Origin of the sequence: Micromonospora sp. WMMC241, from assembly GCF_027460165.1 — a bacterium.
Lineage (GTDB): Bacteria > Actinomycetota > Actinomycetes > Mycobacteriales > Micromonosporaceae > Micromonospora > Micromonospora humi.
Map to the genome: position 1 here is coordinate 4,630,801 of NZ_JAPZBF010000001.1, position 25,773 is coordinate 4,656,573.

Sequence of the window (25,773 nt, forward strand, 5' to 3'; positions counted from 1 at the left end):
ATGTCGAGAACCGGGGTGGCGGCTTCTACCCGTGGGTGGAAGCACCGACAATCGGTGCTCGGGCGTGAGGAGCGAATCGTGAAGTACATGCTGCTGATGCAGTTCAGCGCCGCCGGGGCCGACTTCCCGTCGATCGACACCTGGACGCCGGAGGAGTTCCGGGCGCACATCGACTTCATGGGCGAGGTCAACGCCAAGCTCGTGGCCGACGGCGAGTTCGTGCAGGGCGAAGGGCTCGGCGGCCCGGAACAGGCCCGGATCGTGCGGGCCGGCGAGAACGGCGCGCCGGTGGTGACCGAGGGGCCGTTCGCGGAGACCAAGGAGTTCCTGGCCGGCTTCTGGATCGTCGACTGCGAGACCTCGCAGCGGGCGGTCGAGATCGCCGCGCACATCTCCACCGCGCCCGGCCCCGGCGGTCGGCCGCTGAACATGCCGATCGAGGTGCGCCCGGTGATGTCCGGCCCGCCGCAGGAGATGTGACCCTGGTCGACCACGCCGTCGAGGACCTGCTGCGCGACCTGGCGCCGCAGGTCCTCGGTGTGCTCGCCCGCCGGTTCGGCGACTTCGCCACCGCCGAGGACGCCGTGCAGGAAGCGCTGCTGGCGGCGACCCGGCAGTGGCCCGCCGAAGGGCTGCCGGAGCATCCGCGCGGCTGGCTCACGCAGGTCGCGTACCGGCGGATGATCGAGCTGGTGCGGGCCGAGACGGCCCGGCGGGACCGGGAGGAACGCGCGGCCCGGCGCGCCGGCGACGACCGGCGGACCGCGCCCGCCGCCGACGAGCCGATGACCGGCGACCGCGACGACACGCTGGTGCTGCTCTTCCTCTGCTGCCACCCGACGCTGACCACGCCGTCGGCGATCGCGTTGACGCTGCGCGCGGTGGGCGGGCTGAGCACCGCCGAGATCGCCCGCGCGTTCCTGGTGCCCGAGGCCACCATGGCGCAGCGGATCAGCCGCGCCAAGCAACGCATCAAGGACTCCGGCCTGCCGTTCCGGCTGCCCGAGCCGGCCGACCGGCAGGCCCGCCTCGCCGCCGTGCTGCACGTGCTCTATCTGATCTTCACCGAGGGGCACACCGCCACCGTCGGCGACGACCTGCGCCGCATCGACCTCTGCGAGGAGGCGATCCGGCTGGCCCGGCAGATGCACCGGCGGCTGCCCGACGACAGCGAGGTGGGCGGGCTGCTCGCGCTGATGCTGCTCACCGACGCCCGCGCCGCCGCCCGCACCGGCCCGTCCGGCGAGCTGATCCCGCTGGCCGAGCAGGACCGGTCCCGCTGGGACGCCGCCGCGATCGCCGAGGGCACGACGCTGGTCACCGACGCGATGCGCCGGGGCCCCGTCGGGCCGTACCAGCTCCAGGCCGCGGTCGCCGCGCTGCACGACGAGGCGCCGAGCGCGGCCGCCACCGACTGGCCGCAGATCCTCGCGCTCTACGGGGTGCTGGAGCGGCTCACCGGCAGCCCGGTGGTGGCGTTGAACCGGGCGGTCGCCACCGCCATGGTGCACGGCCCGGCCGCCGGGCTGGACGCGCTCGCCGCCCCGGCCGCCGACCCCCGGCTCGCCGGCTCGCACCGGCTCGACGCGGCCCGCGCCCACCTGCACGAGATGGCCGGCGACCGGGACGCCGCCGTCACCCACTACCGGGCCGCCGCCGCGAGAACGACCAGCCGCCCCGAACAGGAATACCTGCTGACCCGCGCCGCCCGTCTCCGCGCTGGTTGATCAGGCGGTGCGGCGGGTGGTGTCGCGCAGGGCCAGGGCTACGGTGGCGAAGAGGGCGGCGCCGCAGCCGACGCCGGAGACCAGGCCGACCGCCGCAGCGTCACCACCGAGGGCGTAGGTGAGGAAGCCGGCCAGGCCAAGGGCGGTCATCACGGCGCCGAGCCAGTGGTAGCGCGGCATCCGCCAGACGGCGGCCAGGCCGAAGAAGTGCACGCCGACTACCACCGCGACCCAGGCCACCGAGACGGCCGGCCGGTCGAACACGTTGTTGATGACGGCGAGGCCGCCGAAGAGCGCGACCGCCTCCAGCGCCACCACGATCCAGTAGCGGCGGTCCATGAACCCCGCCGCCTCCGGTCCCTGCGCGGCCGGCGGGGCCTGGCGGGCCACCCGGAACAGGCCGACCAGGAGCAGCGCGGCCACCAGCAGGCCGACGATCCGCAGCACGAGCGGCCACGGCGACGGCAGGCCGCCGCTGTTCACCATGACGAAGACGGTCCCGAACGAGATGGCCACGAGCGAGCCGATCACCAGTCCCGACGGTCGTCCCCTGGTCCCCGGCGTGCTCATCGCGTCCCCTCCCGACGATCGCGCGCCGACCGGTCGGCCCGACGCGCGCCAGACTGTACGGCAGCCCAACCAGTACGTCCGCATCTGACTCCACCGGGCGATCGGACGCGGTGATCATGAGGTTGACGGCGAAGTTGATCTCTTTGGATGCCGCCTACTTCATGATCACCGGATTGCCGCTCCTCGTCCGCCTGCCGGAGCCCGCCTTAAGCGTGATCAAGGAGTTTGGAGCGGAGTCGATCGCCGAGGCGAGGCGAAGTCCTTGGTCACCCCGCCGGCTCCCACCAAGCGGACCACTGAGGATCGGCGCTGCTACGCCTCTGCGACGTAGGTTCCCGACCCCGGTACGCCCACCACGATGCCGTGCGCCTTGAGGGTGTCCACCGCACGTGCGACGGTTCGCCGGGCCGACCCGTACTCAGCGGCAAGCGCGTCGTACGTCGGCAAGCGGGCCCCGCGCGGAAACTCCCCGGCGCCGATGCGGCGGGTCAGATCGTCGGCGATCTCCTTCGCCGTGTGCGGGATGGGCACGGGCGCCATCGTGCCGCCTACCCGGATCCGCATCGCTGACACCTCTGGCACTGCTTGCCTTGCTTGCACTACTGGCACTAAATTCCCAGGAAAGGCGCGGCCCGTAGTGGACGTCATGTCGGTGCGGGCCGCCGGCCATCGGAGGGCGTCCTGACCCCGGCACGGGTCAGGGTGCCTCACCGGCTTCGTCACGGGGGTGGAGCGGTGCTGTCGGAGGAAGAGCCGATGCGCGTGCCTGTCAACACCAACGCTTGGTGGTGGCCTACCCGGATTGACCGGTTGGAGTGCGGCGAGTGCGGCTCACCGTTGCCGATGCATCGACTCACGGCGCTGTCCGAACTGGCTGAGGCTATCGAGGACCATGCCGGAGAGTGCGCCGCCCTCCGGGAGGGCGGTTCGGGTTAGGAGCGTTTCGAGGCGAGGGTGAGTACGCCGGGTTCGTCTTCCGCCAGGACGTTGCAGCTTCGCGCGGCGCTCTCGACGCGCGCCGGAGACACCCCATTGCGCCTGCGAGTGGAACGCCATGGGTGTGTCAGGGTGCCGGAGACACCCATACCGTTCCACTGACGCCCCGCCCGGCTCGCGAGTGGAGCGGTATGGGTGTCAGAGCGCGGAGACGCCACCGAACGCTCGGTTGAATCAGAGCCGGGGCGGCGGAGGGCTGAGTTTTCTCTGCTCTCAGCTCGACAGGCGCCGGCGGCAGGCGAGGCGGTGGGGCACCGACGATCCGAACCGAGGGCGTACCGACAGAACGGTGGCCGGGTCCGTGTGGACCCGGCCACCGGCGGTCAGCTCGCGGTGCAGGTCACCGCGGGCGTCGCGTTCGTGCCGTTCCAGCTCGCGATGAAGCCGAACGTGGTGCTGGCGCCGGCGCCGAGCCGGCCGTTGTAGTCCACGTTGCGGGCGGTGTACGCCGACCCGCTGTTGCTGACCGTGGCGTTCCAGGACTGGCTGACGGTCTGACCGTTGGCGAACGTCCACTTCGCCGTCCAGCCGTTGATCGCGGCGGAGCCCGCGGTCACCTTGATGTCGCCCTGGAAGCCGCCCTGCCACGAGTTGACGACGGTGTAGCTGGCGGTGCAGCCGCCGGTGGGCGGGGGCGTGGTGGTCGGCGGCGCGGTCGGGCTCGGGCTGCTGGTCGGCGGCGCGGTCGGGCTCGGGCTCGTCGTCGGGGTGGGGCTGGTGGTCGGGCTCGGCGAGCTGCCGGAGTAGACCGAGGCCTCGCGGGAGGTGGCGGTGATGCCGTTGGCGCCGGCGAAGATGCGCTGGCCCCAACTGGTGAGCTGGGCCGGGTTGAAGCCGGTGGTCATGTCCAGGTATTCCACGCCGCCGCCGTTGCCGCTCCACGACCAGCCCAGGTAGCCGATCCGGTTGGCCTGGGCGTAGGACATGATGCTGTCCTCGTCGGGGTTGCCGTCGGAGTGGTTGAAGCCGAACTCGCCGACCACGATCGGCAGCCCGGCGCTGCGGAACCGGCCCAGGTAGTCGCTGATCTCCGCGGCGGTGTCGAAGACGCCGTACATGTGGATGGAGAAGACGGTGTTGCGCTGGGGGTCGGCGTTGAACACGGTGCCGGCGTTGTCGCGCATGGTGAACGACCAGTCCTGGCCCCAGTTCGGGCCGTCCACCATGATCGTGTGGGTGAGGCCGCCGGCCCGCAGGCGCTTGATCGCGTTCGAGGTGTCAGTGGTCCAGGCGCTGTAGCCCTGGTTGCCGAACGGCTCGTTGCCGATGTTGACGATGACGTACTTCTCCTGGCCCTTGAGCACGTCGGCGATGCTCAGCCAGTAGTCGGTGGCCTTGGCCAGCGTGGTGGCGGCGCCGTCCTCGCCGTAGCCGGTGGTGTCGTGCGCCTCCAGCACGCAGATGAGCCGGTTGGCCTTGCACAGCGAGATCACGTTGGCCACGTCGGCGGCGCTGTTCTTCGTCCAGCGGTCGCCGGTGGCCAGCACCACCCGGACGGTGTTCGCGCCGAGCGCCTTGATGTTGGCGAACGAGCTGGTCTGCTGCGGGTACCAGGTGTGCGCGTGGTTGACGCCGCGCATCACGAACTCGGTGCCGTTGGCGTCGTAGAGCCGGCCGTTCGAGACGGAGAAACCGGTGGCGGCTTGGGCCGGCTGCCCGAAGGCGAAGACGGCGGTGAGGGCCGTCAGCAGGGCGACGCCCGCGACGGAGAGCATTTTCTTCATGGCTGTCCTCAGAAGGTGGCGACGGCCCGGACGCCGGCATCAGCGTAAGCCGATGGACCCTTGAAAGCAACCGGTTAAGTCCTGCGGCGGCCCGTGTCGTCACGGGCCGCCGCAGGGGCGGTCATCCCCACCACAGGATGGTGCGCCTCCCCGGTCTGAACCGGTTAAGGCGGACTGTAGGCAGCATCAAACCACCCGTCAAGGTTGACTCGCGCCCGACGGGGTATCCCGGGACGATCCACCCGGAAGGAGAGGCCACATGGTCAACGTCGGCTACACCCTGATGTGCGAGCAGGCCGGCCCGAAGGACCTGGTCGACCACGCCGTGCGCGCCGAGGCGGCCGGCTTCGACCACCTGGTCATGTCCGACCACTACTACCCGTGGCTGGAGTCGCAGGGCCACTCCCCGTACGCCTGGTCGGTGCTCGGCGCGGTCGCCCACGCCACCACCCGCCCCGAACTGCTGTCGTTCGTCACCTGCCCGATCCGCCGCTACCACCCGGCCGTGGTGGCGCAGAAGGCCAGCACCATCGGGGTGCTCTCGGACGGGCGGTTCACGCTCGGCCTCGGCGCCGGGGAGAACCTGAACGAGCACGTGGTCGGCGGGTGGCCGCACGTGCAGCAGCGGCACGAGATGTTCGAGGAGGCGCTGCAGATCATCCGGCCGCTGCTCAACGGCGAGACGCTGACGTTCTCCGGCAACCACTTCGACGTGCCCGACGCGTACGTGTGGGACCGGCCGGAGCGCCCGGTGCCGATGGCGGTGGCCGCGTCCGGCCGGCAGTCGGCCACCCTCGCCGCCGAGTACGCCGACGCCATGATCGCCACCGACCCGTTGTCGCACCTGGTCGACATGTACGAGGAGGCCGGCGGCGCGGGCCGCCCCCGCTACGGCCAGGTGGCCATCTGCTACGGCCCCGACGAGGACGAGTGCCGCAAGATCGTGCACGACCAGTTCCGCTGGTTCGGGATGGGTTGGAAGGTCAACGCCGACCTGCCGAACCCGGACGCGTTCGCCGCGGCCACCCAGTTCGTCCGCGAGGAGGACGTGGCCGAGGGCATCTCCTGCGGCCCGGACACCGAACGGCACGTCGAGGCGTTCAAGAAGTTCGTCGACGCCGGCTTCACCCACGTGGCGCTGGTGCAGGTGGGCGGCGACAGCCAGCCGATGTTCCTCGACTGGGCCCAGGAGGAGCTGCTGCCCCGGCTGCGCGAGCTGTGAGCCGCCCCGGGCTGTCCGAGCTGCGACGGGCGTTCGCCCCGCCCCGGCCGGCGGCCGGCCTGGTCAGCGAGTTCCGGTCGATCGGCGGGCTGCGGACGCACACCCGCCGGTCGGCGGATCCGACCCGGCCGGGTCCGCCGGTGGTGCTGGTGCACGGCCTGGCCGTGTCGCACCGCTACCTCACCCCGCTCGCGGCGACGCTGTCGGCGCACCATCCGGTGTACGTGCCGGACCTGCCCGGCTTCGGGCTGACCGAGCGCCCCGGCACCGCGTACGACGTGGCCGGGCATGCCGCGTTCCTGGTCGACTGGCTGGCCGCGTACCGGTCGGGGCCGGTCTGCCTGCTCGGCCACTCGTTCGGCGCGGAGGTGGCCGCCGCGCTCGCCGCCCGCCGCCCCGACCTGGTCCACGCGCTGGTGCTGGCCGGGCCGACAAGCGACCCGGCGGCCCGGTCGCGACGCGGCCAGATCGGCCGCTGGCTGGTCGACACGCTGCGCGAGGCGCCGTGGCAGGCGCCGATCCTGGTCCGCGACGTGGCCGACGCGCGCCCGTGGCGGGTGCTCGCCACGCTGTCCCACTCGGTGCGCAACACGATCGAGGAGGACCTGGTCCGGGTCACCGCGCCGACGCTGGTGCTGGCCGGCGCCCGGGACCCGATCGCTCCGGCCGGCTGGCGGGCCGAGGCCGCCCGGCTGGTGCCCGGCGCCCGCGCGGTCAGCGTGCCCGGCGCGGCACACAACGTGGTGACCACCGCGCCCGTCCCGGTCGCGGACGCGATCCGCGACCTGCTCACCCCCGACGAAGAGGAGCTGACGTCATGCGTATCGGGAACACCGAGATCCGGCCCGCCGGCGGTGGGATCGGCTGCCTCCTGATGATCCTCTTCTCGATCATGGCGTCGGTGGTGCTGACCGTGCTGCTCAACCTGATCCTCTAGAACCGGCCGCGCCGCCGCCGGGGCGACAACACAATGAGGCCATGAACCTGCTGACCGTGCTGCCGCTGACGCTGGTGATGATCGCCGGGCCGCAGCTGATCAGCGCGGTCTTCCTGGCCGCCAGCCGCGACCCGCGCCGCAGTTCGGTGGCCTACCTGGCGGGCGCCGCGCTGGGCACGCTCATCCCGCTGACCGTCTGGTACGCGGTGTTCCGGGTGATCCGGCACAGCGCCGGCAACGGGACGAAGGACAGCGGCAGCCGGCACCTGATCGACTGGATCGTGCTGGTACTGCTGCTCGTGCTCATGGTGATCACGTTCCTGAAGCGCAAGCGGAACCAGCCGCCGGGCTGGATGCGCAGGCTGGAGGACCCGAGGCCCGCGTTCGCGTTCGGCCTCGGCGTGGTGCTCTTCCTCGCCATGCCCAGCGACGAGGTCACCATGGCGTCGGTCGCCGGCAGCCTGGCCGGGCACGACAGGCCGTGGTGGCACCTACTGCCGTTCCTGGTGCTCACCGTGCTGCTGCTGGCGCTGCCGCTGCTCGCGCTGGTGCTGCTGGGCGCGCGCGCCGAACGGCTGCTGCCGAAGATCCGCGACTGGTCCAACGCGCACTCCTGGATCATCAGCGAGGCGGTCATCCTGATCTTCGTGGCGATCGTGCTGTCCGACCTCGCCTAGCCGGGCTCGACGTCCAGCTCGGCCAGCACCGGGTAGTGGTCGGAGGCGGTTTCCGCGTCGCCGTCGCGGACCACCCGAACCGCCCGGACCCGCTCGGCCAGCGCCGGCGTGGCGAGCAGGTAGTCCAGCCGCATCCCGGCGAACTCCGCGCCGCCGTGCCCGGTCGGCACGGTCAGCCCGCCGGGTCCGTCGCCGCCGGCCCGCGCCCACACGTCGACCAGGCCGCCGTCGAGCAGCCGGGCCACCGCGCGGGTGTCCACGGTACGGCCGTCGCGACGCAGGTGCCGGCGACGGTACGCGGGGGCGAGCCCGGCCAGCCGGTCGGCGTGGTCGACGGCCGGTTCCAGCGTGTTCAGGTCCCCGGCGAGCACTGCCAGCTCTCCCCCGGTGCGCCGCACCGCCGTCGCCAGCCAGCCGGCCTCGATCCGCCGCCGCCCGCCCGAGTACGGGTTCAGGTGGGTGCTGAACACGGTCAGCGGTCCCGCGGGCGTGGCGACCCGGACCCGGGCGGCGGCGTGGTGGAACGGTCGGCGTACCGGGCCGGCGCGCAGCACCCGCAGCGGCGGGCGGACCAGCACCGCCACCGACTGGCCGAACCAGGACCGGGCCAGGTACGGCGTCATGCCCAGCCGCTGCGCCAGCCCGCCCAGAGTGCGGTCCAGCCCGCGCAGCTCCTGCAACGCCAGCACGTCCGGGCGGTGCGCGGTGACGACCGAGGCGATCCGGTCCCGGCGGTCGGTGCCGTCTCGGTCCCGACCGCCGGTGCGGATGTTCCAGGTCATCAGCCGCAGCATCGCGGTCAGTCCGGCCGGCCGGCCTTGGCCAGTTCGTCGTCCAGCTCGTCGACCTGCTCGGACTCGATCGCCGGCTGGTTGCCCTGCGCCACGTCGGCGTTCGGGCGGATCACCCACCAGAGCAGCGACAGCCAGAGCGTGCCGAGGATGATCGCGCCCATGAAGTCGGTCGGGTGGTGCATGCCCCGGTACATCCGGGAGGTGGCCACGCCCACCGGCATGATCACCGCCATCGCCACGAACAGCCACCGCCACCACCGGTCGGTGCGCGGGAACACGATGATCGCCATGGCGACCCAGAGGCAGATGGTCGCCGCGATGTGCCCGGACGGGAACGACGAGGTGGGCATCTGCCCGTCCAGGTTCTCCACCGGCGGGCGGGGCCGCTCCACCACCCGGGCGCTGGCCAGGAAGAGGCTCAGCTCACCGAACATGGCCAGCACCACGAACAGCACCGGCCGCCACCGGCGCCACAGGGCCAGCACGATCGGGCAGAACACCAGCGAGACCAGCAGGATGGCGTGGGTGTCACCGAACTTGCTCCACCACCAGCTCAGGTCGGTGAGCCCGTCGGTGTGCCGGGCGGCGAACCAGCGCGGCACCTCGGTGTCGAGCCAGTCGAAGACCGTGCCCTTGGCGTGGTAGCTGACGTACATGCCGAACGCGTAGAGCGCGCCGAACACGATCACCCAGCCGACCAGCAGCTCGGCCACCGCCGAGCGGGGGTGCTCCAGCACCTTCTCCTCGGCCGGGGCCGGGGCGATCTCCTCGCCCGCCTCGGGCTCCAGGCCCTCGGTCAGCGGCGGGACCGGCCGGCCGCGCTCGCGCCGCCACAGCCGGAAGGCGTACGCGGTGACGCCCAGCCAGGCCGCGCCGAGCAGCCAGCCGCCGAGCACGTCGGAGACGAAGTGCACGCCCAGCGCGATCCGGGTCAGCCCGACCAGGAAGATCAGCACGGCGGCGATGGCGATGGCCGGCTTGCGCCAGCGCGGCGCCATGGCGGGCAGGAACACCAGCAGCAGCGCGCCGTACGCCACGAACGAGCCGAGCGCGTGGCCGCTGGGGAAGCTGTTGCCGGGCGCGCTGGCGACCGGCACGTCCACCACCGGGCGCAGCCGTCCCACCAGCGCCTTGAGCGACGGGTCGAGGATCAGCCCGCCGACGCCGGTGACGATCAGGTAGACCGCCAGCCGGGACTGGCGGCGGATCAGCAGGCCCACCACCGCGATGGTGATCAGCCAGATCAGCACCGGCCGCCCGCCCAGGTCGGTGATCGCCTGGAGCACGGTGACCAGCGGGTGGTGCGGGGCCACGAGGTTGTTGAACCACTCGGCCGCCTCGTGGTCGGCGTTCTGCAGCGGGCTCCAGCGGAACCGGACGAGCATCAGCAGCACGCCGAACGCGACGCCCGCACCGGCCACCGCGAGCAGGCCGACCAGGCTCCGCTCGGCGAAGTGGCCGAGCGGTCGGCGCCCGGATTCCTTGACCGCGGTCACACCGCACCTCCCTTGTTCTTCTGCGAGGCGCGCTGTACCCGATCGGCGTGTTTTGTACACGCCGTACCGGCGCGGCGTCAGAGGGCGGTCATCTCGCCGGTGTCGAGCAGCTCCTCGCGCTGCGCGTCCGGCTCCCACAGGTCCGGTTGGGCCGGCTCCTCCACCCCGATCCGCATCGCCTCCAGTTGGGCGGCGAAGGCCAGCCCACCGAAGAGCGCCATCCCGGTGAGGTTGGCCCAGAGCAGCAGCGCCATCATGCCGGTCAACGCGCCGTAGGTCTGGCCGAACCCGCCGCCGTACTTCACGTACGCGGCGAGCAGCAGGCTGGCCGCCCACCAGATGGCGATGGCGATGCCGGCGCCGAAGAAGAGCCAGGACAGGCCGGGCTGCTTGCGGCGGGGCGCGTGCCGGAACAGCGCCGCGACGGCGAGCACGGTCAGGCCCAGGCTGAGCGGCCAGCGGACCACGTCCCACACCACGGTGGCGGCCTCGCCCCACTCGTAGTGCCGGCGTACCGAGTCACCGACCGCGCCGCCGCCGACCAGGATCAGGAACCCGATCAGCGCGGGTACGCCGGCGACCACGGCGAGGACTGCGGCCCGCACGTACTTGGGGAGGGCCGGACGGTCCCGTTCGACGCCGTAGATCCGGTTGGCGCCCCGCTCGATCTGGGCCATCGTGGTGGTCAACGCGACCAGCCCGGTGATCAGGCCGAGGGTCAGCGCCAGCTCGCCGACGTCCTCGGTGCGGTCGGAGTCGGTCAGCAGCTCCTGCACCATGGACTCGCTCTGGCCCGGCGTGATCGCCAGCACCGTGTCGGCGACGACCTTGCCGCCCTCGTCCGCGCCGAGGTCGGTGATCAGGCCGGTGAGCGCGATCAGGAACGGCACCACGGCGAGGCAGAGCTGGAACGCCAGCGCCCGGGAGTGGCTGAAGCCGTCGCCGTAGCGGAACCGGATGAAGGCGTCCCGCAGCAGGCACCAGCCGCCGTGCCGGCGCAGGGTGTGCCAGGCGTCGTCGGCCGACAGCTCGTTCTGGGTCATCAGCCGGGTCTCGGGGACGAGCTTGGTGCTACTCACGGCGGACGTCCTCGACCAGACGCTCGCCGCGCTCGGCGGCGGCCTTGGCGTCCTCGGCGAGGTCGGGGTGGTCCGCCGGCCGCGGCACGCAGAGCCAGAGCGACTCGGGCCGGATGGTGGCGGTGAGCGAGCGCCCGGGCTCGATCAGGTCGCCGTCGAGCTGGCGGGGCTGGGGCCGGTTGCTGGCGATCTCGACCGTGCGGGCCCGGAACACCTCCATCCGGGGCACGCTGCCGGTGCGGCGGACCAGCGCCCAGCCCATGGCGAGCCAGTGCCCGACCGTGCGCGGGGTCAGCACCGCCACGTCGAGCCAGCCGTCGTCGGGCTCGGCGTCGGTGAGCAGGCGCACCCCACCCTGGAGGCGGCCGACGTTGGCGACCAGCACCGAGCGGGCGCGGCGGCGCAGCGGCGGCCGGCCGTCGATGCGCACCGAGACGCGCATCGGCCGGTCCCGCAGGTGGCGGGCCGCGCCGACCAGGTAGGCCGGCCAGCCGATCCGCTTCTTGGTGGTCTCGGAGGTGGAGTCGAGCATCTGGGCGTCGAAGCCCATCCCGGCCATCACCGCGAAGCACTGGTCGTCGACCACGCCGACGTCGAGCCGGCGCATCCCGCGCTCGACGGCGACCTCCAGCCCGGCGCCGAGATCGTTGGAGAGACCGAGGTTGGCGGCGAGCAGGTTGCCGGTGCCCTGGGGCAGCACGGCGAGTGCCACCTCGGTGCCGGCGAGCGCGGTGACGCAGGCCATCACGGTGCCGTCGCCGCCGCAGGCGAAGACCACCTCGGCCCCGGCCTTGACGGCCTCCTCCGCCTGGCCGCGACCCGGGTCCTCGACCGTGGTCTCGTACCAGGTCGGCGCCGGCCAGCCGGCCGCGTCGAGCGCGCCGTCCACGATCCGCCGGAACTCGTCCAGGTCGGCCACCTTCACCGGGTTGACCACCACGGCGGAGCGCGGGGTCCGGTTCTCCGCGGTCACCGGAAGCTTCTCTTCTGCACCGTCCACGGCGTCAGTGTGCAGGACGCGGAGCGCGGCGGCGACCCGGCGGGCGGGGTCGTTGCGAGGACCGCAAAGAGGTTTGGAATCGCCGACCGCCGTCAGGCCGCCTCGCGCAGCGCCACCTCGACCCGCTGCCGCAGGTCGTCGACATCGGCGCCGGCCTCGACGAGCACCTGCGCGCCCAGGCCGTTGCCCTCCCGGAGCAGGCCGAGCAGGATGTGCTCGGTGCCGATGTGCCGGTGACGCAGCCGCAGGGCCTCGCGCAGCGACAGCTCCAGCACCTTCTTCGCCCGCGGCGAGAACCGGCCGCTGTCGTGCCGGCGGCGCCACCACCGGCGCGGGCGCGGCGTCGCCTCGCGCAGCGCGTCGGGGCCGAAGGACTCCTCGATGCGGGCCACGATCGCGGCGAGGTCGACGCCGATCTCGCGCAGCGCGGCCGCGTCCGCCGCACCGAGGCCGTCGACGCCCTGCGCGGTGTGGCGGGCCACCGCGGCGCGCAGCCCGTCGGCGTCGATGCCGTCGGCCGCCAGCAGGCGGACCGCCAGGTTGTCGCGGTCGGCGAGCACGCCGAGCAGCAGGTGCTCCGTGCCGACCGGACGCCGGCCCTCGGTCTGGGCCTCGACGAGCGCGTGGTGCACCACGGCCCGGGCCCGGTCGGTGAATCGTTCGAACATCACGCCTCCCAGCTTTCGCGCACCGCCGGTCGCCCGGCGTGCTTCTTGTGGACCGCCTGCCGGCTGACCTCGAGGGCGTCGGCGATCTCCTGCCAGGACCAGCCCTGTCGCCGGGCGTTGTCCACCTGCACCACCTCGAGCCGTTCGAGCAGCCGGCGCAGGGCGAGCACCGCGCGCAGGCCGACCTTGGGGTCGGTGCTGCCGGCCGCCGCCGCGAGTTCCGTCGCATGACTCATGCTGTCAATGTAGGTTGACAGCCGACGCGTGTCAACCCTGGTTGACAGAAGACACGCCGCCGCCTGGCCGCCCACCCGGCCGCACCGGTGTTACGTTCCGTAGGTGTTCCGTCGCCGTCCGCTGGACCGGCCGGTCGAGGCCGCCCGCCGGCTGACCGCCGGGCGGCTCACCCTGGAGGTCGCCGGGGGCAGCGTGGTCGGGCACCGCTACCCGGAGAACTACGACGTGCTGCACGTCGACGACGAGCTGCCGCTCGCAGTGGTCTGCGACGGCATGGGCGAGGGCGAGGGCAGCCGGGCGGCCGGCGCCACCGCGGCGCGGACGTTCGTCGACCAGGTCCGCGCCGCCTGGCCGACCGTCGACGCCGCCGGGCTGCGCGCCGCCACGACCGAGACCCAACGGCGGGTACGCCGGGCCGGCGCGGCCCACGCCGGGCTGACCGGCTGCACGCTCACCGCCCTGGTGGTCGAGCCGGCCGGCGGCCAGGGATGGCTGGTGCAGCTCGGCGACTCCCGGGCGTACCGGCTGCGCGACGGGATGCTGGAGCTGGTCACGGTCGACCACACGATGGCCTGGCTCGGCCTGCTGCACGGCTGGTGGACGGCGGACTCGCCGGAGGCGGCCCGGGCCCGCTACCAACTGCTGCGCTACGTCGGCCACCCGGACGCGCCGGACCCGGACCTGCTCTGCGTCCCACTGCGCCGCGGCGACACCTGGCTGCTCTGCACCGACGGGGTGAGCGACCAGCTCGGCTACCACCGCCTGCGGGACCTGCTGGCCGCCCGGCGGGACCCGGCGCGCACCGTCCGGGCCCTGCTCGACGCCAGCCTCGACGCCGGCGGCGAGGACAACGCCACCGCCGTGGTCCTGCGCGTCCACCCCGCGCTGCCCGCGCCGCGCTGACCGCCGCCGAGGCGGCGTGACGGGAACCACTCGCAACACTCTGACATTATGTGCAAGAATCGTCAGCATGTCAGAGGCCCGGCTGGAGACGATCCTGACCGCCGCGTACGAGTGCTTCACCCGGCACGGGATGCGCCGCACGACCATGGACGACATCGCCGCCGCCGCCGGGATGTCCCGGCCCGCGGTCTACCAGTACGTGCGCAACAAGGACGACGCCTACCGGCGGCTGGCCGAGCGGCTCTTCGCCGACTCGCTGGACCGGGCCCGCCGCGCCGCCACCACCGCCGGCGGCGACCTGGCCGCCCGGCTGCACGACGTGCTCGCCGCCAAGCTGGAACTCACCCTCACGCTGCACCGGGACAGCCCGCACGCCACCGAACTGCTGGACGCCAGCGGGAAGCTCACCGGCGACCTCGTCGAGGCGTACACCGCCGAGCTGACCGGCCTGGTGGCCGACACGCTGGCGGACGCCGCCGGGCCGCGGGCCCGCGCGGTGGCCGACGTGCTCGTCGCGCTCACCCGCGGCCTGGAGGCCGACCTCACCGACCCCGACCTGCCCCGGCAGCGGCTGCGCGACGGCGTCGCGTTGCTCGTCGCCGGCCTACCCCACCAGGGAGACCCCGCATGACCGCCGTCCTGATCACCGGCACCTCCTCCGGCATCGGCCGGGCCACCGTCGCGCGCCTCGCCCGCCGCCCCGACCTCACCGTGTACGCCACCGCGCGCAAGGTCGACGCGATCGCCGACCTGGCCGACACCGGCGCTCGACTGCTCCCCCTCGACGTCACCGACGAGGCGTCCATGCGCGCCGCCGTAGAGGTCGTGGAGGCCGCCCACGGCCAGGTCGACGTGCTGATCAACAACGCCGGCTACGGCGAGTACGGCCCGATCGAGGAGACCCCGATGCAGCGGGTACGCGCCCAGTTCGAGACGAACGTCTTCGGACTCGCCCGGCTCACCCAGCTCGTGCTGCCCGGCATGCGCCGCGCCGGCCGGGGCCGGATCGTCAACGTCAGCTCGATGGGCGGGCGGCTGGTCTTCCCCGGCGGCGGCTACTACCACGCCAGCAAGTACGCGGTGGAGGCCGTCTCCGACGCGCTGCGCCAGGAGACCCGCCCGTTCGGCATCGACGTGGCGGTCATCGAGCCGGGCCTGATCCGCACCGGCTTCGGCGCGGTCGCCGCGTCCTCGCTCGGCGCGGGCGCCGACCCGGCCGGGCCGTACCACCGGATGGTCGCCGCGGTCGACGCGGCGATGGCGAAGTCCTACCGCAGCCGGCTGCTGGCCGCCCCGCCGGAGGCGGTGGCCCGCACCATCGAGCGGGCCGTGGTGGCCCGCCGGCCCCGCACCCGCTACCTGGTCACCGCCGCCGCCTGGGCGATGGTGCACACCCGCCGGCTGTTCGGCGCCCGGCTCTTCGACGCGGTCAACCGCCTCCAGTTCCGCTGACCCGCTCCGGCCGGCCCGGCCGCCCGACTACCGTGGGTGGAAAGCGGTCGGGAGGTGAGCCGGCATGGCCGCAGCCAGCCACGGCGCGGTGGTGGTCGGCGTCGGCCGGTCGGCGGAGGCCCTGTCGGTGGTCCGCACGGCCGCCGACGAGGCCGCGGCCCACCACCGGCCGCTGCACCTGGTGCACGCGTTCAACTGGGCGGCCACGGGCGGCCCCGCCCCGGCCGGCGGCACCCGCATCGACGCCGAGAACGTGCTGGAACGGGCCGGCAGGATCGTCGCCGACGCCGCGCCGGAGGTGCCGGTCAGCGGCGAGATCGTCGAGGGCTCGCCGGTCGAGGCGCTGCTGCGGGCCGCCGACGCCGCCTTCCTGGTCGCGCTCGGTGACGGCGGCATGGCCACCTGCCCGGCCTGCGTGCCGGGCGACGCGCCGGCCGTCGAACTGGCCGCCCGGGCCGGCTGCCCGGTCCTGGTCGGCCGCTCCGAGCCGGCCCCGCCCGGGCCGCTGTTGGTCGGCTACGACGGCTCGCCCGGCTCCCACACCACCCTCGGGTACGCCTTCGACTGCGCCGAACGCCGGGGCGCCCGGCTGCTCGCCGTCCGGGTGGTCGAACCGGAACGCCGCGACGGCGACGACGGCGTGCTGGAGGAGGCGGTCAACCGGCACGCCGCCCGGCACCCCCGGGTGGCTGCCGCCTGCCAGACCGTGCGGGGCGACCCGCGTACCGTCCTGCTCGACCGGTCCCGCTCGGCGCAACTCGCTGTGGTCGGCGCGCGCGGTGACGGGCCGGTGCAGTCCAGCCTGGGCGAGGTCAGCCAGTCCCTGCTCTACCACTCGCCGGCTCCGCTGATCGTCGTCCGCGGGGTCGACCCGGGCACCGGGGAGGGGTCGTGACACCCGCCCGACCCGGGACCTACGGCCCTGACCGTCGCCCCCGGACGGCGGCGAGAGTGGACGCGCCGGGGACGGCAGTTTCCTCCCCGAGTGGCAGACGACCCCGAGCCACGAGAGGCTAACGCAGCATGGACACCGCGCTGGACCTGCACAGCCCCCTGACCGACGACGAGCTGCGCCGGCTGGACGCCTACTGGCGGGCGGCGAACTACCTGACCGTCGGGCAGATCTATCTGCTCGACAACCCGCTGCTCCGCGAGCCGCTCAAGCCTGAGCACGTCAAGCCGCGCCTGCTGGGGCACTGGGGCACCAGCCCCGGCCTCAACCTGCTCTACGCGCACCTCAACCGCGTCATCGTCGACCGGGACCTCTCCGCCATCTTCGTCACCGGCCCCGGTCACGGCGGCCCCGCGCTGGTCGCCAACACCTGGCTGGAGGGCACCTACAGCGAGCTGTACCACCACATCCCGCGCGACGAGGCCGGCATGCAGCGGCTGTTCCGCCAGTTCTCCTTCCCCGGCGGCATCCCCAGCCACGTGGCGCCGGAGGTGCCGGGTTCGATCCACGAGGGCGGGGAGCTGGGATACGCGCTGAGCCACGCCTACGGCGCCGCGTTCGACAACCCGGACCTGCTGGTCGCCTGCGTGATCGGCGACGGCGAGGCGGAGACCGGCCCGCTCGCCGGCAGCTGGCTGTCCAACGTGTTCCTCAACCCGGCGCGCGACGGCGCGGTGCTGCCGATCCTGCACCTCAACGGCTACAAGATCGCCAACCCGACGGTGCTGGACCGGATCCCCACCGAGGACCTGCTGGACCTGATGCGCGGCTACGGCTACCAGCCGTACGTCGTCGAGGGCGACGACCCGACGGCCGTGCACCAGCTGCTCGCCGCGACGCTGGACCGGGCGGTCGACGAGATCACCGGGATCCAGCGTCGGGCCCGCTCCGGCGGTGACGTCGAGCGCCCCCGCTGGCCGATGATCGTGCTGCGGACGCCGAAGGGCTGGACCGGGCCGGCGGACGTCGACGGCAAGCATGTCGAGGGCACGTTCCGCGCCCACCAGGTGCCGATCGCCGAGGTGCGCGACAACCCGGCGCACCTGGCCGAGCTGGAGCGCTGGCTGCGCAGCTACCGCCCGGAGGAGCTGTTCGACGCCACCGGCGGCCCGGTCGCCGAGCTGGCCGCGCTGCCGCCCGCCGGTGACCGGCGGATGAGCGCCAACCCGGTGGCCAACGGCGGCAAGCTGCTGCGCAACCTGGAGCTGCCGGACTTCCGCGACTACGGCGTCGACGTCGAGGAGCCCGGCGGCACGGTCGCCGGCGCCACCGGCACGCTCGGCCCCTGGGTACGCGACGTGATCAGCCGCAACCCGGAGACGTTCCGCCTGTTCGGCCCGGACGAGGTCGCCTCCAACCGGCTCGGCGCCGCGTTCGAGGTCACCGACCGCGCGTTCGTCGGCCGCCGGGAGCCGGGGGACGACCACCTCTCCCCCGACGGCCGGGTGATGGAGGTGCTCTCCGAGCATCTCTGCGAGGGCTGGCTGGAGGGCTACCTGCTGACCGGCCGGCACGGCATCTTCACCAGCTACGAGGCGTTCATCCACATCGTCGACTCGATGGTCAACCAGCACGCCAAGTGGCTCAAGGTGACCCGGCACATCCCCTGGCGGGAGCCGATCGCGTCGCTGAACTACCTGCTCTCCAGCCACGTCTGGCGGCAGGACCACAACGGCTTCTCGCACCAGGACCCGGGCTTCATCGACCACGTGGTCAACAAGAAGGCCGAGGTGGTCCGGGTCTACCTGCCGCCGGACGCCAACACGCTGCTCTCCACCATGGACCACTGCCTGCGCAGCCGGCACTACATCAACGTGGTGGTGGCCGGGAAGCAGCCGGCGCCGAACTGGCTGACCATGGACGAGGCGGTCCAGCACTGCCGCCGCGGCCTCGGCATCTGGGACTGGGCCAGCACCGACGACGACGCCGAGCCGGACGTGGTGCTCGCCTGCGCCGGCGACGTGCCGACGCTGGAGACCCTCGCGGCGGCCGACCTGCTGCGCCGGCACCTGCCCGACCTGAAGGTGCGGGTGGTCAACGTGGTCGACCTGATGCGCCTGCAACCGCCGTCGGAGCACCCGCACGGCCTGCCGGACAACGAGTTCGACACCATCTTCACCCGCGACAAGCCGGTCATCTTCGCCTACCACGGCTACCCGTGGCTGATCCACCGGCTCACCTACCGCCGGGCCAACCACGAGAACCTGCACGTGCGCGGCTACAAGGAGGAGGGCACCACCACCACGCCGTTCGACATGGTGATGCTCAACGACCTGGACCGCTTCCACCTGGTCATCGACACCATCGACCGGGTGCCGGGGCTGCGCTCGCGCGCCGCGCACCTGCGCCAGGAGATGGTGGACGCCCGGCAGGCCTGCCGCGACTACACCCGCGAGCACGGCGAGGACGACCCCCGGGTCGCCGAGTGGCGCTGGATCCGCGAGACCGACCAGACCGAGGGGTGACACATGGGTGACGACGAGATCCTGGTCGGCTACGACGGCTCCACCGACGCGTCCGTGGCCCTGGACTGGGCGCTGGACGAGGCGGGCCGCTCCGGGCGGCCGGTGCGACTGGCGTACGTCTTCGAGTGGTTGACCGTGGCCGGCTGGATCGGCCCCGGGGTGGCCCCGGGGATCTGGCCGGACGAGAACGCCCGGCGCCAGGTCGAGGAACTGGTCCGCAAGGCGGCGGCGGACGCCGCCGCCGAGCGGCCCGGGATCACCGTGCACGGCGAGGTGTTCGACGGCCCGCCCGCACTGGTGCTGCAGGAACGCTCCGCCGAGGCGGGCCTGCTGGTGCTCGGCAGCCGGGGGCACGGCGGGTTCGGCGGCCTGCTCGCCGGCTCCACCGCGGTCTCCGTCACCGCGCACGCCCACTGCCCGGTGGTGGTGGTCCGCGACGGCCGGGCCGCCACGTCCGGGCCGGTGGTGGTCGGCTCGGACGGCTCCCCCTCGGCGCTGCGGGCCCTCGGCTTCGCCGTGGAGCGCGCCGCCCAGCGGGACGTGCCGCTGCGGGTGCTGCGGGTCTGGGAGCCGCCGGGCGACAGGTGGTCGCCCGCGGACTTCGACCCGGAGGACGTCGCCGCGGGCGAGCGGACCGCGGCCGAGGCCGAGCTGACCGAGTGGCGGGAGGCCTTTCCCGACGTGCCGATCGAGATCTCGGCGGTCCCCGGCAGCGCGGCGTCGCTGCTGGTGGAGGCGAGCCGCTCGGCGCAGCTGGTGGTGGTCGGCAGCCGGGGCCGGGGCGGGCTGCGCGGCATGCTGCTCGGCTCGGTGAGCCAACAGCTCATCCACCATTCCCACTGCCCCGTCGCCGTCGTGCGGGAGTGAAAGGAAGGGCCCCCTGTTAACGCCTCAGGCATAACAGGGGGCCCCTCCTAACGCCTCGCGGGCCCGTCGGCGGGGTTGAGGGAGAAGTAGTCCTCCTCCTCCTGCGCCAGGTGCAGGCGCAGCACCGCGTCCAGCCCGTAGAGCGCGGCCAGCAGGTCGGGCACCTCCTCGCGGCGCGGCCGGCCGTCCAGGGTCGCCAGGTGCCCGCCGATCCGCTCCACCAGCCGGACGATCTCCACGTGCGCCCGGCTCATCGTCGAGGTCGCCTCGTCGCTGCCCAGCGGGCCGGCCAGCGCCGGATAGAGCTGCCGTTCCTCGGCCTCCTCGTGCGGCAGCACCTCCTCGGTCAGCCGCCGGTGCACGTCGCGCAGCGCCGGCCCGCACGCCGGGTCGTCCGGGCGGGTCGCCACCAGGTCGGCGGTGTCCCGCAACCGGGCCAACACGTCGCGGACGCCGCCGTGCTCGCGCTCGTAGCGGTCGAGCAGCTCCCGGGTGTGCGGGGGGACCTCCCGCCGCCGCAGGCCGCCGCCGAGGGCGCGCAGCGCGTTGAGGATCACCAGCACGTCGATGCCCTCCTGGAGGAACGCGCCGGCGACCGGAGGCAGCCGGCCGGCGGCGGCCACCAGCATGGCCAGCACCGCCAGCCCCATCCCCACGGTGGCGCTCTGCACCGCGATGCGGCGGGCGTACCGGGCGATCTCCACGGCGTCGGCGAGCCGGTCCAGCCGGTCCACGGTCAGCACCGCGTCGGCCACGTCGGCGGAGGCGGTCGCCCCGGTCGCGCCCATCGCCACCCCGACGTGCGCCTCGGCCAGCGCCGGGGCGTCGTTGACCCCGTCGCCGACCATCACGGTCACCGCCCGCGCCGACTCGGCGCGTACCCGATCGGCCTTCTCCCCCGGCGAGCAGCGCGCGATCACGTCGTCCACGCCCACCACCTGCGCCACCTGGCGGGCCGTGCGCGGCCGGTCGCCGGTCACCATGACCAGCCGGGTCAGCCCGGCCTCGCGCAGCCGCCGCACGGTACGCCGGGCGTCCGGGCGCACCGGGTCCTCCAGCAGGATCGCCCCGAGCGGCCCGCGCCCGTCGCTGACCCACACGGTGGAGCGGCCGGACAGCTCGGCCCGCTCCCGGGCCCGGTCCGCCCACGGTGGCGGCTCGCCGTCGAGCTGACCGACCCGCACCTCGCGGCCGTCCACCCGCCCGGTCACCCCGCGCCCCGGCTCCTCGGTCACCGCGGTCGGCTCGGCCAGCGGCAACCCCCGCTCGCGGGCCTGCCGGACCAGCGCGGCGGCCAGCACGTGCGGCGAGAGCTGCTCGACGGAGGCGGCCAGCCGCAGCACCTCGTCCCGGTCGCCGCCCGGCGCCACCACGGTCTCCGCGGCCCGGGGCCGACCGGCGGTGAGCGTGCCGGTCTTGTCCAGCAGCAGGGTACGGGCGCGGCCGAGCTGCTCCAGCGACCCGCCGTCGCGCACCAGCACGCCCCGGCGGGCCACCCGGGACAGCCCGGACACCACCGCGATCGGGGTGGCCAGCAGCAGCGGACACGGGGTGGCCACCACCAGCACCGCCACCGCCCGGACGAACTCGCCGGAGAGCAGCCACGCCAGGCCGGCGAGCAGCAGGGTGAACGGCACGAACGCGGCCGCGTACCGGTCGGCGAGGCGCACCATCGGGGCCTTGCGCGCGGTGGCCTCGCCGGCCAGCCGGACGATGCCGGCGTACGTGCTCTGCGCCGCGTTGCGGCTGGCCCGCAGCCCGAACCCGGCGCCCGCGTTGACCACGCCGCTGGCCACCTGCTCCCCGGCGGCGCGGCCGACCAGCCGGGACTCGCCGGTCACCACCGACTCGTCGAGGGTGGCCGGCTCCTCGACCGTGCCGTCCACCGGCACCACGTCACCGGGGCCGACCAGCAGCCGGTCACCGGCCGCCACCCGATCCAGATCGACCACCTCGATCCCGCCGTCCGGGGTGCGCCGCCGGGCCTGCCGGGGCGCGCGTTCCAGCAGCGCCCGCAGGTCGCGGGTGGCGCGGCGGCGGGCGTACTCCTCCAGCGCCCGCCCGGTGGCCACCATCACCGCGATCACGGCACCGGCCAGGTACTCCCGCACCAGCAGCGCGCCGAGAAGCGCCAGGACGGCGATCACGTCCACGCCGAACTGCCGGCGCCACAGCTCGCGCAGCACCGACCAGGCGGCCGGCGCCAGCGCGAGCACGGTGACCGCGGCCCAGACCAGGTCGGCCGCGCCCCGCGCCCCCGCGAACCACAGCGCCGCGCCGCCCAGCACGGCCAGCGTGAGCAGCGCCAGCGGCGCCCACTCGGCCGTCACGGCCCGCCGGGCGCGGGCCGGCCGTTCGGGTACGCACTCGCGCGGTTCCGTTCCCACGTGCGGATCGTCTCAGTGCCGAAGTGGCGCAGGTAGGGCGAACGCGGGTAATCCGGTAGGCACAAGGACCCGTGCGCTCTGCCCGGGCATGCCCGAGGATGGAGCGGCAACCCCGCCCGGGCGTCCCGGGCGTGGGGCACGATGGGGAGAAACAGGAAAGGTCGTGACGATGAGCCACGAGACGCCGGCTACCGATCGCCCGCTGACCACCGCGCTCGCGGAGGCCGCCGGAACGGCCGGCCACGCCCCGTCGGTGCACAACACCCAGCCGTGGCACTGGACGGTCCTCCCGGACGCGCTCGAACTGCGGGTCGTCAAGGACCGGCACCTCAGCGCCATGGACCCGGAGGGCCGGCTGCTGGTGGTGAGCTGCGGCGCCGCGCTGCACCACGCCCGAGTGGCGCTGGCCGCCGAGGGCTGGACCCCGGTGGTGGAGCGCCTGCCCGACCCGCACCAGCCCGACCTGGTGGCCCGGCTCACCGGGCTGCGCCACACCGGCGCCGACCCGGACGCCATGCGCCTGGTGCAGTGCATGCAGGTGCGGCACACCGACCGGCGGCCGGTCAGCGACGAGCCGATCCCCACCGCCACGCTGGGCGACATCGACCGGGCCGCCACCCGGGAGGGCGTCAACCTGCAACTCCTCGACGACATGCAGAAGATCGAGCTGGCCGGCGCCGCGCAGCAGGCCGCCGCCGTCGAGGCGGACAGCCCGGAGTTGCGCGAGGAGCTGGCCTACTGGACCAACCGGGCCGGCACCGGCACCGGCCTGCCGCCGGAGGTGCTGCCCGACCAGCCGGCGCAGACGACAGTGCCGGGCCGGAACTTCGGCGCCCCCGGCTCGCTGCCGATCGGCCCCGGCCACGACAAGGCCGCCGTCTACGCCATCCTCTGGGGCTCCGAGGACGAGCCGGAGAGCTGGCTGCGCGCCGGCGAGGCGCTCTCCGCCGCCTGGCTGGAAGCCACCCGGCACGGGGTGTCAGTGGTGCCGCTGTCGGGCGTGGTGGAGGTCGACGGCACCCGGGAGGTGCTCCGGCAGATGCTGGCCGGCCTCGGCCATCCCTACCTGAGCATGCGCCTCGGCGTGGCCGACCCGGACCACGCCGGCCCGCCGCACACCCCGCGGTTGGACGCCGCGCAGACCGTCGACACCTCGGCGGTCCGCGACCACCTGGCCTGACGGTCTCGTCGCGGTGGGCCACCGGGCGATAGCATCGCCCGGTGGCCGCCGCACCGAACCCCCGGCACGAGCACGTCACGCCGTCGCTCGGGTTGACCCCGCTGTCCCGGGTCCGTCTCGACGAGCTGCTCCAGGAGATGCTCGACCGGGTCGGCGAGGTGGTCACCAGCCGCGAACGGCTGCGCGCGCTGCTCGACGCGGTCGTCGGCATCGGCTCCGACCTCGACCTGCGCAGCACGTTGCAGCGGATCGTGCAGTCGGCGTGCGAGCTGGCCGGCGCCCGCTACGGCGCGCTCGGGGTGATCGGCCCCGACCGGATGCTGCACGACTTCATCGTCCACGGCATCGACGCCGAGCTGCACGCGCGCATCGGCGAGCTGCCGCACGGGCGGGGCGTGCTCGGCCTGCTCATCGACGAGCCGAAGCCGCTACGCATGCCCGACATCACCCGCCACCCCCGGTCGTACGGCTTCCCGCCGAACCACCCGCCGATGCACAGCTTCCTCGGCGTGCCGGTGCGCATCCGCGACCACGTCTGGGGCAACCTCTACCTGGCCGAGAAGCAGGGCGCCGCCGAGTTCACCGAGGACGACGAGGAGATCGTGACCGCGCTCGCCGCCGCGGCCGGCGTGGCGATCGAGAACGCCCGCCTCTACGCGCTGGCGCACCGGCGGGAACGCTGGCTGGCCGCCACCGCCGAGATCACCTCGGTGCTGCTGGGCGAGGTCCGCCGCACCGACGCGCTGTCGCTGGTGGCCCGCCGCGCCCGCGAGGTCGCCGAGGCGGAGCTGGCCCTGGTCCTGCTCTACGACGAGGACGAGGCGCAGTTCACCGTCGAGGTGGTCGACGGCGCCGACCCGATCGCCCGGGAGCTGGTCGGCGCGGTCCTGCCGGCCGCCGAGACCAGCTTCGCCGGCTCGGCCACCGAACGCCGGCACGAACAGGTCGACGACCTCGCCGCGGCGGCGCCCTGGCCCCGCCCGGTGATCGCCGGGCCGGCGGTGGTCTCCCCGCTCGCCGCCGCCGACACGCTGCACGGCGTGCTGGTGATCGCGCACCGGCCCGACCACGGCCCGGCCGCCGACGACGACCTCGCGCTGCTCGCCAGCTTCGCCGGCCAGGCCGCGCTGGCCATGGAACGCGCCCGCGGGCAGGAGGAACGGGAGCTGCTGGTGGTCCTGGAGGACCGCGAGCGGATCGCCCGCGACCTGCACGACGTGGTGATCCAGCGGCTCTTCGCCACCGGCCTGCAACTGCAGAGCGGTGCGATGAACGCCCGCCCCGAGACGGCAAAGCGGATCAACCAGGCGGTCGACGACCTGGACGCCACCATCCGCGACATCCGCCGCACCATCTTCGAGCTGCGCACCCCGATGAGCGCGGCGCTGCGCACCGAGATCCGCGAGGCGATCGAGGTGGCCGCCGAGTCGCTGGGGCACCGCCCCGACCTGGAGCTGGTCGGCCCGGTCGACAGCGCCGTGCCGGACGAGCTGCGCCCCGAGCTGGTCGCCGTGCTGCGCGAGGCGCTCTCCAACGCGGTACGCCACGCGCACGCCGACCGGGTGGCGGTGCGGGTGGCGGTGGACGCCGGCCGGGTCGAGGTCACGGTCACCGACGACGGGGTCGGCTGCGACCCGGAGGCGGCCCGCAGTGGCCTGGTCAACCTGCGTGAGCGGGCCGAACTGCTCGACGGCGGGTTCACGCTGCGCCGGGTCGAGCCGCACGGCACCGAGCTGCGGTGGAGCGTCCCGCTCGACTGACCGGTCGGGTCAGTGCGTCTTGCCGAGCAGCCGGGTGGCCAGCACCGCGGCCTGGGTCCGCCGTTCCAGACCCAGCTTCGCCAGCACGCTGGAGACGTAGTTCTTCACCGTCTTCTCGGCCAGGAACATCTTCCCGGCGATCTCGCGGTTGGTGAGCCCCTCGGCGACGTACTCCAGGATCCGCCGCTCCTGCTCGGTGAGGGACTTCAGCTCCCGCGGCTGCTCCACGCCGCTGCGGATGCGCTCCAGCACCCGGGTGGTGATCGCCGGGTCGAGCAGCGACTGACCGGCCGCCACCCGGCGGACCGCGTCCACCAGGTCGGTGCCGCGGATCTGCTTGAGCACGTAGCCGGCCGCGCCGGCCATGATGGCCGCGAAGAGCGCCTCGTCGTCCTCGTACGAGGTGAGGATCAGGCCCTTGATCGACGAGTCGACGGCGCGGACGTCGCGACAGACGTCGATGCCGTTGCCGTCGGGCAGCCGCGCGTCGAGGATCGCCACGTCGGGGCGGAGCGCGGGAATCCGCCGCGTCGCCTCCTGGGCGAGGCCGGACTCGCCGACCACCTCGATGTCGCCGCTGCTCTGGAGCAGGTCGGCCAGGCCACGACGGACGACCTCGTGGTCGTCGAGCAGGAACACCCGGATCATCCGTCCTTTCTACCCGCCGCACCGCACCCCCG

General features: G+C 73.8%; 23 protein-coding genes and 2 pseudogenes. 13 read left to right on the forward strand and 12 right to left on the reverse strand.

The window, feature by feature from the left end; genetic code table 11:
* The first annotated feature begins 87 nt into the window (after positions 1-87).
* A complete protein-coding gene (locus O7598_RS20845) occupies positions 88-480 on the forward strand; it encodes a YciI family protein (RefSeq protein ID WP_269694924.1) in 393 nt (130 codons plus the stop codon).
* A 2-nt stretch (positions 481-482) separates the two neighbouring features.
* Complete coding sequence (locus O7598_RS20850; protein WP_442929934.1) at positions 483-1,727, forward strand: RNA polymerase sigma factor; 1,245 nt, start codon at positions 483-485, stop codon at positions 1,725-1,727.
* Here the strand turns inward: O7598_RS20850 and O7598_RS20855 are convergent, their stop codons facing one another.
* The 3 genes from O7598_RS20855 to O7598_RS20865 all read right to left on the reverse strand — a co-directional run bounded on the left by O7598_RS20855 (position 1,728) and on the right by O7598_RS20865 (position 5,017).
* Positions 1,728-2,297: a hypothetical protein gene (locus O7598_RS20855; RefSeq protein WP_269693005.1), complete on the reverse strand. Its 570-nt coding sequence runs from the start codon at positions 2,295-2,297 to the stop codon at positions 1,728-1,730.
* A gap of 312 nt (positions 2,298-2,609) precedes the next feature.
* Positions 2,610-2,861 (reverse strand): winged helix-turn-helix domain-containing protein, encoded by a 252-nt coding sequence (locus O7598_RS20860; RefSeq protein WP_269693006.1) that lies wholly within the window; start codon positions 2,859-2,861, stop codon positions 2,610-2,612.
* Positions 2,862-3,616: 755 nt separating this feature from the next.
* The gene (locus O7598_RS20865; protein ID WP_269693007.1) at positions 3,617-5,017 is read right to left on the reverse strand and encodes a cellulase family glycosylhydrolase; all 1,401 of its coding nucleotides are present in this window, start codon (positions 5,015-5,017) and stop codon (positions 3,617-3,619) included.
* A 259-nt stretch (positions 5,018-5,276) separates the two neighbouring features.
* On the opposite strand from O7598_RS20865, the gene O7598_RS20870 reads away from it, so the two are divergent.
* The 3 genes from O7598_RS20870 (at position 5,277) to O7598_RS20880 (ending at position 7,853) form a co-directional block, all read left to right on the forward strand.
* Positions 5,277-6,239: a TIGR03557 family F420-dependent LLM class oxidoreductase gene (locus O7598_RS20870; RefSeq protein ID WP_091067821.1), complete on the forward strand. Its 963-nt coding sequence runs from the start codon at positions 5,277-5,279 to the stop codon at positions 6,237-6,239.
* Positions 6,236-7,114 (forward strand): alpha/beta fold hydrolase, encoded by an 879-nt coding sequence (locus O7598_RS20875; RefSeq protein ID WP_269693008.1) that lies wholly within the window; start codon positions 6,236-6,238, stop codon positions 7,112-7,114. The genes O7598_RS20870 and O7598_RS20875 overlap by 4 nt, the downstream gene beginning before the upstream one ends.
* A gap of 103 nt (positions 7,115-7,217) precedes the next feature.
* Positions 7,218-7,853, forward strand: a complete 636-nt coding sequence (locus O7598_RS20880) for a GAP family protein (protein WP_269693009.1) — start codon at positions 7,218-7,220, stop codon at positions 7,851-7,853.
* On the opposite strand, the gene O7598_RS20885 is transcribed toward O7598_RS20880, so the two are convergent.
* The 7 genes and pseudogenes from O7598_RS20885 to O7598_RS20910 all read right to left on the reverse strand — a co-directional run bounded on the left by O7598_RS20885 (position 7,850) and on the right by O7598_RS20910 (position 13,126).
* Positions 7,850-8,647 (reverse strand): endonuclease/exonuclease/phosphatase family protein, encoded by a 798-nt coding sequence (locus O7598_RS20885; protein ID WP_269693010.1) that lies wholly within the window; start codon positions 8,645-8,647, stop codon positions 7,850-7,852. The two genes, O7598_RS20880 and O7598_RS20885, sit on opposite strands and share 4 nt — an antisense overlap.
* A 5-nt stretch (positions 8,648-8,652) precedes the next feature.
* On the reverse strand, positions 8,653-10,143 hold the full coding sequence (locus tag O7598_RS20890) for a phosphatase PAP2 family protein (protein ID WP_269693011.1): 1,491 nt from the start codon (positions 10,141-10,143) through the stop codon (positions 8,653-8,655).
* Positions 10,144-10,220: 77 nt separating this feature from the next.
* Positions 10,221-11,222: a YihY/virulence factor BrkB family protein gene (locus O7598_RS20895; protein WP_269693012.1), complete on the reverse strand. Its 1,002-nt coding sequence runs from the start codon at positions 11,220-11,222 to the stop codon at positions 10,221-10,223.
* Positions 11,215-12,222 (reverse strand): diacylglycerol/lipid kinase family protein, encoded by a 1,008-nt coding sequence (locus tag O7598_RS20900; protein ID WP_269693013.1) that lies wholly within the window; start codon positions 12,220-12,222, stop codon positions 11,215-11,217. The genes O7598_RS20895 and O7598_RS20900 overlap by 8 nt, the downstream gene beginning before the upstream one ends.
* A gap of 119 nt (positions 12,223-12,341) precedes the next feature.
* A pseudogene (locus O7598_RS31495) lies at positions 12,342-12,518 on the reverse strand (Clp protease N-terminal domain-containing protein); the annotation flags it as partial.
* A 189-nt stretch (positions 12,519-12,707) separates the two neighbouring features.
* A pseudogene (locus O7598_RS31500) lies at positions 12,708-12,890 on the reverse strand (Clp protease N-terminal domain-containing protein); the annotation flags it as partial.
* On the reverse strand, positions 12,890-13,126 hold the full coding sequence (locus O7598_RS20910) for an HTH domain-containing protein (RefSeq protein ID WP_091067797.1): 237 nt from the start codon (positions 13,124-13,126) through the stop codon (positions 12,890-12,892). The pseudogene O7598_RS31500 and the gene O7598_RS20910, both read right to left, overlap by 1 nt.
* Positions 13,127-13,229: 103 nt before the next feature.
* On the opposite strand from O7598_RS20910, the gene O7598_RS20915 reads away from it, so the two are divergent.
* The 6 genes from O7598_RS20915 (at position 13,230) to O7598_RS20940 (ending at position 19,766) form a co-directional block, all read left to right on the forward strand.
* Positions 13,230-14,030 carry a PP2C family protein-serine/threonine phosphatase gene (locus O7598_RS20915; protein ID WP_269693015.1) on the forward strand — a complete coding sequence of 267 codons (801 nt, stop codon included), beginning with the start codon at positions 13,230-13,232 and terminating at the stop codon, positions 14,028-14,030.
* 67 nt (positions 14,031-14,097) lie between these two features.
* Positions 14,098-14,661, forward strand: a complete 564-nt coding sequence (locus tag O7598_RS20920; protein ID WP_269693016.1) for a TetR/AcrR family transcriptional regulator — start codon at positions 14,098-14,100, stop codon at positions 14,659-14,661.
* Complete coding sequence (locus O7598_RS20925) at positions 14,658-15,482, forward strand: oxidoreductase (protein WP_269693017.1); 825 nt, start codon at positions 14,658-14,660, stop codon at positions 15,480-15,482. Before O7598_RS20920 ends, O7598_RS20925 begins: the two co-directional genes overlap by 4 nt.
* A gap of 64 nt (positions 15,483-15,546) precedes the next feature.
* Positions 15,547-16,377, forward strand: coding sequence for a universal stress protein (locus O7598_RS20930; protein ID WP_269693018.1), 831 nt, complete (start codon positions 15,547-15,549; stop codon positions 16,375-16,377).
* Between the two features lie 128 nt (positions 16,378-16,505).
* Positions 16,506-18,899 (forward strand): phosphoketolase family protein, encoded by a 2,394-nt coding sequence (locus O7598_RS20935; RefSeq protein WP_269693019.1) that lies wholly within the window; start codon positions 16,506-16,508, stop codon positions 18,897-18,899.
* A 3-nt stretch (positions 18,900-18,902) separates the two neighbouring features.
* Positions 18,903-19,766: a universal stress protein gene (locus tag O7598_RS20940; protein ID WP_269693020.1), complete on the forward strand. Its 864-nt coding sequence runs from the start codon at positions 18,903-18,905 to the stop codon at positions 19,764-19,766.
* A gap of 47 nt (positions 19,767-19,813) precedes the next feature.
* On the opposite strand, the gene O7598_RS20950 is transcribed toward O7598_RS20940, so the two are convergent.
* Positions 19,814-22,153, reverse strand: a complete 2,340-nt coding sequence (locus tag O7598_RS20950; protein ID WP_332367380.1) for a heavy metal translocating P-type ATPase — start codon at positions 22,151-22,153, stop codon at positions 19,814-19,816.
* A 169-nt stretch (positions 22,154-22,322) separates the two neighbouring features.
* Here O7598_RS20950 and O7598_RS20955 point away from each other — a divergent pair, with 169 nt between their 5' ends.
* A complete protein-coding gene (locus O7598_RS20955; RefSeq protein ID WP_269693021.1) occupies positions 22,323-23,333 on the forward strand; it encodes an Acg family FMN-binding oxidoreductase in 1,011 nt (336 codons plus the stop codon).
* 92 nt (positions 23,334-23,425) lie between these two features.
* Positions 23,426-25,093, forward strand: coding sequence for a sensor histidine kinase (locus tag O7598_RS20960; RefSeq protein ID WP_269694928.1), 1,668 nt, complete (start codon positions 23,426-23,428; stop codon positions 25,091-25,093).
* Positions 25,094-25,102: 9 nt separating this feature from the next.
* Here O7598_RS20960 and O7598_RS20965 read toward each other — a convergent pair whose 3' ends face one another.
* Complete coding sequence (locus O7598_RS20965) at positions 25,103-25,741, reverse strand: response regulator (RefSeq protein WP_091067762.1); 639 nt, start codon at positions 25,739-25,741, stop codon at positions 25,103-25,105.
* Between the last annotated feature and the right edge of the window lie 32 nt (positions 25,742-25,773).

Excerpts from the sequence above, each read along its gene's own strand:
- O7598_RS20845 (WP_269694924.1), top strand. The coding sequence starts at position 88 with ATGCTGCTGATGCAGTTCAGCGCCGCCGGGGCCGACTTCCCGTCGATC.
- O7598_RS20855 (WP_269693005.1), bottom strand. The coding sequence starts at position 2,297 with ATGAGCACGCCGGGGACCAGGGGACGACCGTCGGGACTGGTGATCGGC.
- O7598_RS20860 (WP_269693006.1), bottom strand. The coding sequence starts at position 2,861 with ATGCGGATCCGGGTAGGCGGCACGATGGCGCCCGTGCCCATCCCGCAC.
- O7598_RS20865 (WP_269693007.1), bottom strand. The coding sequence starts at position 5,017 with ATGAAGAAAATGCTCTCCGTCGCGGGCGTCGCCCTGCTGACGGCCCTC.
- O7598_RS20870 (WP_091067821.1), top strand. The coding sequence starts at position 5,277 with ATGGTCAACGTCGGCTACACCCTGATGTGCGAGCAGGCCGGCCCGAAG.
- O7598_RS20880 (WP_269693009.1), top strand. The coding sequence starts at position 7,218 with ATGAACCTGCTGACCGTGCTGCCGCTGACGCTGGTGATGATCGCCGGG.
- O7598_RS20885 (WP_269693010.1), bottom strand. The coding sequence starts at position 8,647 with ATGCTGCGGCTGATGACCTGGAACATCCGCACCGGCGGTCGGGACCGA.
- O7598_RS20910 (WP_091067797.1), bottom strand. The coding sequence starts at position 13,126 with ATGAGTCATGCGACGGAACTCGCGGCGGCGGCCGGCAGCACCGACCCC.
- O7598_RS20920 (WP_269693016.1), top strand. The coding sequence starts at position 14,098 with ATGTCAGAGGCCCGGCTGGAGACGATCCTGACCGCCGCGTACGAGTGC.
- O7598_RS20925 (WP_269693017.1), top strand. The coding sequence starts at position 14,658 with ATGACCGCCGTCCTGATCACCGGCACCTCCTCCGGCATCGGCCGGGCC.
- O7598_RS20930 (WP_269693018.1), top strand. The coding sequence starts at position 15,547 with ATGGCCGCAGCCAGCCACGGCGCGGTGGTGGTCGGCGTCGGCCGGTCG.
- O7598_RS20935 (WP_269693019.1), top strand. The coding sequence starts at position 16,506 with ATGGACACCGCGCTGGACCTGCACAGCCCCCTGACCGACGACGAGCTG.
- O7598_RS20940 (WP_269693020.1), top strand. The coding sequence starts at position 18,903 with ATGGGTGACGACGAGATCCTGGTCGGCTACGACGGCTCCACCGACGCG.
- O7598_RS20955 (WP_269693021.1), top strand. The coding sequence starts at position 22,323 with ATGAGCCACGAGACGCCGGCTACCGATCGCCCGCTGACCACCGCGCTC.
- O7598_RS20965 (WP_091067762.1), bottom strand. The coding sequence starts at position 25,741 with ATGATCCGGGTGTTCCTGCTCGACGACCACGAGGTCGTCCGTCGTGGC.